The sequence below is a fragment of the Streptomyces sp. SID14478 genome (assembly GCF_010548525.1).
Lineage (GTDB): Bacteria > Actinomycetota > Actinomycetes > Streptomycetales > Streptomycetaceae > Streptomyces.
On sequence record NZ_JAAGMG010001390.1, the window covers coordinates 1 to 9,646 of the forward strand.

General features: G+C 71.9%; 8 protein-coding genes. 3 read left to right on the forward strand and 5 right to left on the reverse strand.

The features are described 5' to 3' along the window. Nucleotides 1-1,606, forward strand: a 1,606-nt coding sequence (locus tag G3I40_RS44170; protein ID WP_164560418.1) for a hypothetical protein, incomplete at its 5' end; no start/stop codon positions are given. Here the strand turns inward: G3I40_RS44170 and G3I40_RS44175 are convergent. From G3I40_RS44175 to G3I40_RS44190, 4 genes are all read right to left on the reverse strand, one after another. After that, nucleotides 1,576-3,978: a right-handed parallel beta-helix repeat-containing protein gene (locus G3I40_RS44175; RefSeq protein ID WP_164560419.1), complete on the reverse strand. Its 2,403-nt coding sequence runs from the start codon at nucleotides 3,976-3,978 to the stop codon at nucleotides 1,576-1,578. The genes G3I40_RS44170 and G3I40_RS44175 overlap by 31 nt on opposite strands. Nucleotides 3,979-4,104: 126 nt before the next feature. Then, nucleotides 4,105-4,710, reverse strand: coding sequence for a hypothetical protein (locus G3I40_RS44180; RefSeq protein ID WP_343245217.1), 606 nt, complete (start codon nucleotides 4,708-4,710; stop codon nucleotides 4,105-4,107). A gap of 173 nt (nucleotides 4,711-4,883) precedes the next feature. Then, nucleotides 4,884-5,708 (reverse strand): MOSC N-terminal beta barrel domain-containing protein, encoded by an 825-nt coding sequence (locus G3I40_RS44185; RefSeq protein WP_164560421.1) that lies wholly within the window; start codon nucleotides 5,706-5,708, stop codon nucleotides 4,884-4,886. 61 nt (nucleotides 5,709-5,769) lie between these two features. After that, the gene (locus G3I40_RS44190) at nucleotides 5,770-6,192 is read right to left on the reverse strand and encodes a DUF6643 family protein (RefSeq protein WP_164560422.1); all 423 of its coding nucleotides are present in this window, start codon (nucleotides 6,190-6,192) and stop codon (nucleotides 5,770-5,772) included. Between the two features lie 593 nt (nucleotides 6,193-6,785). On the opposite strand from G3I40_RS44190, the gene G3I40_RS44195 reads away from it, so the two are divergent. After that, nucleotides 6,786-8,030, forward strand: coding sequence for a TerD family protein (locus G3I40_RS44195; protein WP_164560424.1), 1,245 nt, complete (start codon nucleotides 6,786-6,788; stop codon nucleotides 8,028-8,030). A gap of 19 nt (nucleotides 8,031-8,049) precedes the next feature. On the opposite strand, the gene G3I40_RS44200 is transcribed toward G3I40_RS44195, so the two are convergent. Then, nucleotides 8,050-9,225: a glycosyltransferase gene (locus tag G3I40_RS44200; RefSeq protein ID WP_164560423.1), complete on the reverse strand. Its 1,176-nt coding sequence runs from the start codon at nucleotides 9,223-9,225 to the stop codon at nucleotides 8,050-8,052. 73 nt (nucleotides 9,226-9,298) lie between these two features. On the opposite strand from G3I40_RS44200, the gene G3I40_RS44205 reads away from it, so the two are divergent. Continuing rightward, on the forward strand, nucleotides 9,299-9,646 hold a 348-nt coding region (locus tag G3I40_RS44205; RefSeq protein WP_203645914.1), incomplete at its 3' end, for an aspartate/glutamate racemase family protein.

A 9,646-nucleotide genomic window follows, 5' to 3' on the forward strand; every position in this document is an offset into this window, starting at 1 on the left:
CACGGCAGTGGGGCTGCTCACCGTCGCCGCCGCCGTCGGCACGTCCGCGGCCGGCCACGACCGGGCACCGGGCGGCCCCGCGCTGCTCGACGTCCTCGGATGGGTCCTCGTCGTCGCCCTGATCGCGGGGACCCTCGCCGTCATCGGCGTCGTCGCCCACCGCGGCCGCAGCGAGAGCACCCTGGACGCCGGCCTGGACGGTGTCCTCGTCCGCATGCTGCCGTACGCCGCGCTCGTCCTGCTCGCGCTGACCATGGTGTACGCGGGCTGGTCCCGCCCCGGGTGGCGGTCTGCGGGACGGCTGCCGGGGGACACGACGTTCGGCGGCATCGCCCTCATACAGGGCGCCCTCGTCGTCGCCCTCGCCGTCGTCGCCCAGAAGATCTACCGCACCGCCCGCGACCGGCGCATCGCGCTGCGCGGCCTCGGCGGGCCCGCCACCGCGATGCTGGGCTGCGCCCTCGGCGGCGTGATGAGCGGCGGCATCGCCCAGCGCGTCGCCGACTGGCTCGACGGCACCAGGGGCCTCATCAAGGGGCCGCCCGTCCTGCTGTCCTGGCAGGCCTCCGTGATCCCGCCCCTCCTGGTCGCCGTCGCCGTACTGTGCGCGGTGCTCGCCGTACGCACCGCACGCCTCAAGAAGCGCGAAAAGGCCCAAGTCCCGCTGGACTACGGCCTGGACAGGCCGGGTGGCGAGCCCGAGGACGTGGCCCGCACCGAGCGCATCGCGGGCACCCGCGCGCGTGCCGTCCTGACCGACCGGGCACCCCTGCTTTTCGGCGTCGTCTCCTCCGTGACCCTGCTGCTCGGCGTCCTCGCCGTGGCCGGCGCCTGGGCCACCGGGAAAGTGCCGGGCACCGCGGCCGAAGGCACCTACTCCGTCGTCCAGGGCGCCGCGGACACCGCGCAGGCGCTCGGATCCTGGTTGATCGGCGCCGGCTTCATACTGTTCGTCACCTGGGGGCGACGCGCCTACAAGGACGCCTCCGCACGCCGCACCATCGGCATCCTGTGGGACGTGGGCACCTTCTGGCCGCGCGCCGCGCACCCCTTCGCGCCGCCCTGCTACGCCGAACGAGCCGTCCCCGACCTGACCTGGCGCATGGCCACCTGGACGCGCACCACCGGCGGCCGCCTCGTCCTGTCGGGCCACTCCCAGGGCAGTGTTCTCGCCGCCGCGGCCGCCTGGCAACTACAGCCCTCCCTGCGCAAGCGCGTCGGACTGCTCACCTACGGCTCGCCCCTGGAACGCCTGTACGGACGCTGGTTCCCCGCACAGTTCGGCCCCGACGCGCTGGCCGCCCTGCACCGCCAAGTCGACTGCTGGCGCAACCTGTACCGCAGGACCGACCCCATCGGCGGACCGATCGGCCTGCCCGGCGAGTGCGGGCCCCGGGTCGACCACCCGGCGCTCCTCGACCCGCTCGCCTACGGCCGCACCGAGCAGCACCCGCTGCCCGCACCGATCCTGGGCCACGGCGACTACCAGGCCGATCCGGTCTTCGCCGAGGAGCGGGAGACCCTGCTCGCCCGCCTCAAGCCGGGCGTCCCGCAGCCGCGCCCCGAGGGCGAACCTCAGGGAAGCTCGGGCAGGTCGTCCGCGTAGAGGAGCGTCAGGTCGTCCGTGCTCGGCTCGTCGACCTGGGCGACCCGGCCCGCGTGCCGCTCCACCATCGACTCGAACGTCTGTCGCGCGGTACGTCCGTTGCCGAACGCCGGACCCTTCGGGAGCGCCGTGAAGTACTTGAGCAGCGCTTCCGGCGTCCCGGACGCGAGCCGGTACTCGTGCTCGTCCGCCTGCTGCTCCACGATGCGCAGCAGCTCCTCGGGAACGTAGTCGGAGAACGTGATGGTCCGTGAGAAGCGGGACGCCACACCGGGGTTGACCGACAGGAACCGCTCCATCTCCGCGGTGTAGCCCGCGACGATCACGACGACCGCTTCACGCTGGTCCTCCATGAGCTTCACGAGCGTGTCGATCGCCTCACGGCCGAAGTCGCGGCCCGAGTCCTCCGGGGACAGGGCGTACGCCTCGTCGATGAACAGGACGCCGCCCTGGGCCCGTTGGAAGGCCTCCTGGGTACGGATCGCGGTCGAGCCGATGTGCTCGCCGACCAGGTCCACACGGGACACCTCGACGAGATGCCCCTGCTCCAGGACGCCGAGCCCGGCCAGGATCTCCCCGTACAGGCGCGCCACCGTCGTCTTGCCGGTACCCGGGGAGCCGGTGAACACCAAGTGGCGCCGCACGGAGGCCGCCTTGAGGCCGGCCTTCTGCCGCCTGCGCCCCACCTCGATCATGTCGGTGAGCGCCCGCACCTCGCGCTTGACGCTCTCCAGGCCCACCAGGGCGTCGAGTTCACCGAGCACGTCCTGGGACGTCCGCGACGGCGCCGGCGCCGGGGTCGCCGTCGGCCGCTGATCGGGCACGGCGCTGAGCAGGCCGACCGATTGGGTCGCGGTCTGGACGGCCGGTTCCGTGGCGGAAGTCGTGCCGCCCGGCCGGATGCCGCCGCTCTCGTCGCTCGTGCAGTCCTCGACGAGGGGGCCGTCCTCGGAGAACTCGTAGCCGCCGCGCGCGCACCGTTCCGTACGGCACTTCTTGAGCGTCGTACGGCAGCCGTCGATGACGTGGAAGCCGTATCCGCCGCTGCCTGTCACCCGGCAGCCCGTCAGGCTGCCCCGGCCGCCCGCGGAGACGTAGAAGCCCGCTTCCGCGGGGGACGTCACCGTGCACCGCTCGATCGTCGGATCGGCGCCCTTCGTGACGATGACGCCGGTCTGCGTCGCGTCCACCGTGCAGTTGGCGAGCGTTCCGCCGCTGCCGTGGTCGCGGAACCAGGCGCCGGTCGCGGCCTCCCGGATGCGGCAGTCGTCCAGCTGGGCCGTCGCTCCGTCGCTCACCGAGACGGCCGTGTTGCGTACTTGGGACAGGTCGCTGTCGACGACGTCGACCCGCGAACCGCGGTCGAGCACGAACAACGCGTCGGGCACGTCGTGCACCCGGCACCCGTCGAGCACGGCGGTCGCCCCGTCGCTCACCCACACCGCCGGGTAGTCGCCCGTACTGTCGTGGATCTCGCACTGGTTGGCGTCCACGCGCGTACCCGGGTCCCACACCGACAGGCCGTTGCGCCCGAACTGGCGGACCGTGGAACGCGTCAGCGTGAGCACCGACCGGGACCGCAGGTCGATCGCGTTCTCCGGGATGTCGTGGATGCGGCAGTCCGCGAGCGTGAGCACCGCGTCCGTGTCGAGCGTGACCCCGTCCGACGTCGTGCGGTGCACGTCGCAGTCGGTGAGATGGGCCGCCGCCCGCCCGGTGACCTGGACACCCGAGCCCTTGACCTCGTACACCTCGCAGCCCACGGCCTCGAGACCGGTGTGCTCGCCCGTCACGGACAGCCCCGAGCCCGACGTGTGATGCACCCGGCAGCGCTCCAGGCGGGGGTGCGCGCCGCTGCGCACGGCGACCCCGGCCTGTCCGGCGGCGACCACCTCGCACTCCTCGAACACACCGCCCCCGCCGTCCAGGACGGCGATGCCGACGCCTCCGGGATTGTCCACGGTGCAGCGCCGCACGGTCGGCCGCGCCCCGCCGCGCACCTCGATGCCGGCCGCGGACCGGGTCACCACCCGTACGTCCACGAGCTCCGGGGCACCTTCCTCGACGAGCAGCGCGGGCGCCGCGGCGTCCTGTCCCTCGACATGGAGGTCCTGCACCGTCGCGGAGGCCCGCACCGTCAGCGGCACCCCGTCGACGGGTGCGATTCGCACCGACCCGGGGGAGCCCTCGGGACCGCGCAGGGTCACCGCACGCTGGACGACGAGATTCTCCCTGTACGTGCCGGCGGCGACGGTCAGCACGTCCCCGTCGGCGGCCGCTTCCAGAGCGGCGGCCAGCGACGCGTACTCACCCGTGCGGCGCCGCCACCGCGATGTGCCGGTGTGCGTCACCTGGACCGTGCCCTGTGCCATGGTGCTGCTCTGCCCCCACCTCGTCGTACACCGGTCGTCCGCGCGCGCTGCCCGGCGCGCGTCCTGCGAAAGGTGGGTCCACCGTAGCGTGCGCGGAGCACGGCAGTTGACCGGAGCCGAAGCCCGTCAGCTGCCCGTGCCCGTCCTGCCCCAGTCCGGCCCGGCGATGTCCCACGCGCGGTCCAGGCGCGCGTACCGACGACGGACCATGCGCCATACGACGAGGCGGCGGGTGCCCTCGACGAGGCCGGTCACGGCGACGGCGGCGCCGAATCCGGCGAGCGCCGCGTGCGTGGTGGCCGTGGCCCGGTCGAGGGGACGGCCCACGACATGTCCCCTGTCGTCGGTCCACAGCGGGAACGTGTCCCCCGCGTGCGGGGACGTGAGCGCGGCGACGACCCGGTCGCGGTGGACCGAACCGTCCGGCGCCGCCCAGGTCGCGAGGACCCGGCTGTGCGCGTCCCGCGCGGTGGAGGTCTCCGGGTCGGGATCGAGGGGCGGCTGCGCCACCTTCTTGACCACCGTCGCGGTGATCTCGTGCCGCCGGTCGTTCTGCTCCTGGACCGAGCGGTACAGAGCGTCACGGGACAGCGATCCCGCGACGACACCGACGACGGGCCCGGCAACGACGACGAGGAACAGCGCGACCAGCGCGACCCACGCCTCCGCCAGGTCGGTGCCGCGGCGCAGCGGATTGTGGCGCCAACGCCACAGCCCGGTGATCGCTCGCACGACCTGCACCCCCTTCCGCTCCCGTCTCGACCCGGTACGGCCGCGCCCACGCGCGGGCGCGGCGAAGGTGGAGCGCGACCTCGCCCCGCTCGACGCCCATGCCGAGGGATCCGACGCTGCCATTGTCCCTCAACGAGCTTGCCGGGCCCCCGGGTTCCCCGTCCGGGTGACGGTTATTCGAGCACGGTGACCGGATCGCCCACCCGCACGGAGCCCGGTGACTCGGGCACCAGATTCGTGCCGAAGCACAGCTGGTCCCCGAAGCGCCGGTGCCGTGCGAGGGTGCGCAGCGGCTCCTTGCCGCGCTCCGCGGTCTCCTGGTCCGTGGTCGTGACCACACAGCGGCCGCTCTTCTTGGCGACACGGAAGGTGACCTCGCCCATGGCGATGCGGGACCAGTCGTCCTCCGCCCAGGGTGCGGTTCCGGAGACGACCACATTCGGCCGGAAACGGTTCATCGGCAGGGGGCCCTCGTCCGCGTGGTCACCCTGTGCGATCAGTGAGTTGAGGGCGTCGAGCGACGAATGCGTCGTCACCAGCAACGGGTATCCGTCGGCGAAGCTCACCGTCTCGCCGGGCCGCGCGTACTGCGGGTCGAGGGGACGCCTCGTCGCCGGGTCGTCCAGGTGCAGCAGCCGTACGTCCGACTCCAGGTATGCGCTCCACCACGCGTGTGCCGCAGGGTCTGCGAGTATCGCCTCGACCTTGTCCTTCCAGACCTCGATCGTGGTCGTGACGACCGGCTCGGGGACCTCGACGTCCAGCGGGTCCATGCCGGGGGCGGACAGTCGAACACCGCCGCCGGGCAGCTGCTCGGCGGCGGCCAACGCCAGGCGTGGATGCGGGCGTTGCGTGACGATCTTGTTCGTGGTGTCGACCAGTACCCAGCGGCGATCACCCGCGAGCCCCCACGGTTCCACGACCGCCTCGTGCGGTGCGTGCCCCCGAACCGCCTTCAGCGGGTGGACATGGATCGAACTGAGTGCTGGCTGCGACATGAGGCCATCCTGCCAGCAGGCACTGACAGCCCCCTGAGCGGGCGGAGCGAACCGTCGCCGCTCAGTAACCGCGGTACTGCTGACGGTTGTACGGATCCTCGTACGGCGCCGGAGCGGGACGGGGCGCGGCAGGACGCATCGCCTCGTACCCCGTGCCGGGGGCCGGTCGCTGGGGCTGGGCCTGCGGGCCGGGGTAGCCGCGCGGCGCGGCGGCCTGCTGCGGGATGTACGCGGTCGGCGCCGCCTGCATCGGGCCGGGCTGCGGGGCCGCGTAGCCGTACTGCGGCGACGGCGCAGAAGGAAGGGCGGGCAGGGCTGCCGGAAGGGCGGGCAGATGACTACCGGTGTCGTACGCAGAGGGAACCCGGATCGGGGCGATCTGGGGAGTGCCCCGCTCTGCGACGAGGGAGTCGTAGATCGGAGTGTCCGGGAAGGACGGCGCGGAGTAGTAACCGCCGCCATAGGTGGAGCGGGGGGAGGTCATGGCACATAAGTTAAGCCCACGATGTGGTCGTTGGGTAGCCCGGAAATAGCTGTGTCGTGTGTGGAAATAATGATGCGTGGGTCGACCTTCCCTTCGACCTTCATAGGCGGCAGTACGACTCCGTAATCAACTGGCGCCACAGAGTGAACATCGCGCAGTTTCCTCGGCGCTTCGCCCCATTGGTCCGATTGATGCCGACGGTGATCGGCGCTGACGGAGGTGGGCCGCGGCCCGAACTCGCCTGCTCCCACGCTGCGTCGGAGACGAGAGGGCACCACTCGGTCACGTTCTGCGAACCAGTCGATCACCTGGTCAACTTTCTGATCTTGCGGGTGTCGGGAATTCCCTCAAGAGGATGACCCTTGATCGGTGACGTCGGTACTCCTTGCTGCTTCCCGGGTGGCATTGAGGTCAGGCGTGTGCGGGGCGCCTGTGCGCGTACATGCAGGATCTGTGCCACCGCGCCGCACTCGGGCCGACCGGAATCGTCGCCTTGCCCGGCGGCTTCAAATGTCCTGCCCCTGGGGTCCTTTAGGGCCGAAGGATTAGGTTGGCGGGGAAGTCGGAGACTAGCGTTGGGGGCAGACATGACAATGGCCAAGGGATCGAATGTCGCGGTGCCGGCCCCGACGGTGCGTGTCGAATTGGGATGGCGTTCCGGTCCGGGCGTGCCCGACGCCGACGCCTCGGCGCTCCTCCTTGTCGCGGGAAAGGTGCGCTCCGACGCGGACTTCGTCTTCTACAACCAGCCCGCGCACGCGTCCGGCGCCGTACGGCACGAAGGCAAGAACACCGCGGACGGTGTGGTCACGGACACGCTTTTCGTCGACCTCGCGCGCGTGGAGCCCGTGATCGAACGGGTGGTCCTCGCGGCCTCTGCGGACGGCGGGACGTTCGGCCAGGTGCCCGGACTGTACGTCCGCGTCGTCGACGCGGCCGTCGGCACCGAGATCGCCCGCTTCGACAGCGGTGACGCGACGGTCGAGACCGCCTTCGTCCTGGGCGAGTTGTACCGGCGGCAGGGTGCCTGGAAGTTCCGCGCGGTCGGCCAGGGCTACGACAGCGGTCTCGCGGGGCTCGCCACGGACTACGGGATCACCGTCGACGAGCCGCAGCGCGCAGAGCCGACCCCGGCCCCCGTGGCGGCCCCGGTGACGCCGGCGCCTGCGGCCGCTGCGCCGCGGCCCGCCGCCGAACCCGTACGCCTGACGAAGGTCACGCTCACCAAATCGGCGCCGACGGTGTCCCTGGCCAAACAGGGCGGGACCTCGGGCGCGATGCGCGTCAACCTCAACTGGGAGGTGCACAAGCAGTTCAGCGGCTGGGGGAGCAAGCGCGGCAGGGCAACCGCGATGCACCGCGACCTCGACCTCGACCTGTGCGCGCTGTTCGAACTCGCCGACGGACGCAAGGGCGTCGTGCAGGCACTGGGCAACGCCTTCGGGGCGTTGCACCAGCCCCCGTACATCCACCTCGACGGCGACGACCGCAGCGGAAGCGTCGCCACCGGAGAGAACCTCAGCATCAACCTCGACCACATCGACGAGTTCCGCCGCATCCTCATCTTCGTGACCATCTACGAAGGCGCCCGCAGCTTCGCCGACCTGCACGCGACAGTGACGCTGCAGCCGTTGAACGGGGCGCCCATCGATTTCTCCCTGGACGAGTGCACGGTTCCGTCCACGGTGTGCGCGCTCGCCCTGCTCACCAACAACGGCGGTGACCTGACCGTCCAGCGGGAGGCCCGCTACCTCGTGCCCGATCGGGGTGTCAGCCCGCAGCGCACGGTGGACCAGGTCTACGGGTGGGGCATGAACTGGACGCCGGGCCGCAAGTAGGCCTCCGCCACGAAGCGCCTCAGTGCTGTTCGGGTGCGGCGTCGGGACGGGCGTAAGTGCGTCCCTTCCATGCCGCACCTCGCCCCCTGTAGTGCTGCACCGCGGAATCCACCGTCATGAGGAGGTAGAGGAACGCGGTGAACGGGAGCAGCGGGGCCAGCCACAGAGGCTGACGGTAGTAGCCCAGCATCGGCAGATACGTCACCGTCATCACGGCCCAGGCGGCGGCGCCGAGCAGGGCTGTCGGCCCGCTGCCCGTGGCCAGACCGGCCCACACGGCGGCGGGCGGCACCAGATAGACGAGAGCGAGGCCGAGCACCGTGCCCCCCAGTACCAGCGGGTTGTGGCGCAGCTGGGCGTAGGCGCTGCGCGAGACCATGCGCCACAGGTCCGCCAGGCGCGGATAGGGGCGCACGCTGTCCACCCGGTCGGCCAGACCCAGCCAGATGTGACCGCCGGAGCGTTTGACCGCCCGCGCGAGCGACACGTCGTCGATCACCGCCTGCCGGATGGTGTCCGGGATCCCGGCCCGGTCGGCGGCGTCCGTGCGCAGCAGGACACAGCCGCCGGCCGCGGCGGCCGTGCGCGCACGCTGCCGGGCGATCCGGCGGAACGGGTAGAGCTGCGCGAAGAAGTAGACGAACGCGGGCACGACGAGCCGCTCCCACAGGCTCGCGACCCGGAGGCGGGCCATCAGCGACACCATGTCGTAGCCGCCCGAGCGTGCCGCCGCCACCAACTCCCGCAGACTGTCCGGCTCATGGGCGATGTCCGCGTCGGTGAGCAGCAGGTATTCCGGACCACGCGCGCGTGCCAGCGTGATGCCGTGCCGCACGGCCCACAGCTTCCCCGTCCAGCCGGCGGGCGGTTCGCCGGGGGAGTCGACCGTCAGCGGCAGTCCGCCGTGCCGCTGTGCGAGGGTCCGCGCCACCTCGCCGGTGCCGTCCGAACTGCCGTCGTCCACAAGGAAGACCTCCGCCCGGCCGGGATAGTCCTGGGCGAGCAGCGACGGCAGGCTGTCCGGCAGGACCTCGGCCTCGTCCCTGGCCGGTACGACGACGCACACGTCCGGCCAGCTCCCCGGCGCGGTGCGCGGCGGGAGCCGCAGGTCCGTGCGCCAGAAGAACCCCTGGCAGAGCAGGAGCCACAGCCATGCCGCGAGCGAGGCCGCGGTGATCCACACAACGACGTCCATCCGCCGCAGTCTGCCCCACCCCGGCCGTCCTGTCGGACCGATCGTCTATGGTTTCCGAGTGAAGATCGCGCTCATGGACTCGGGAATCGGACTGCTCGCGGCCGCCGTGGCGGTACGAAGCGTGCGGCCCGACGCCGATCTCGTGCTCTCCTCCGACCCCGACAGCATGCCGTGGGGTCCCCGTACTCCCGAGGACGTCACCCGCCGTGCGCTCGCCGCGTGCGAAGCCGCCGCCGCGCACGGCCCGGACGCGCTGATCATCGCCTGCAACACGGCGTCCGTGCACGCCCTGCCCGCCGTGCGCGCGCGACTGGAGCCGGAGATCCCCGTCATCGGCACCGTGCCCGCGATCAAGCCGGCCGCGGCCGGTGGCGGCCCCCTCGCCATCTGGGCCACGCCCGCGACCACGGGCAGCCCCTAC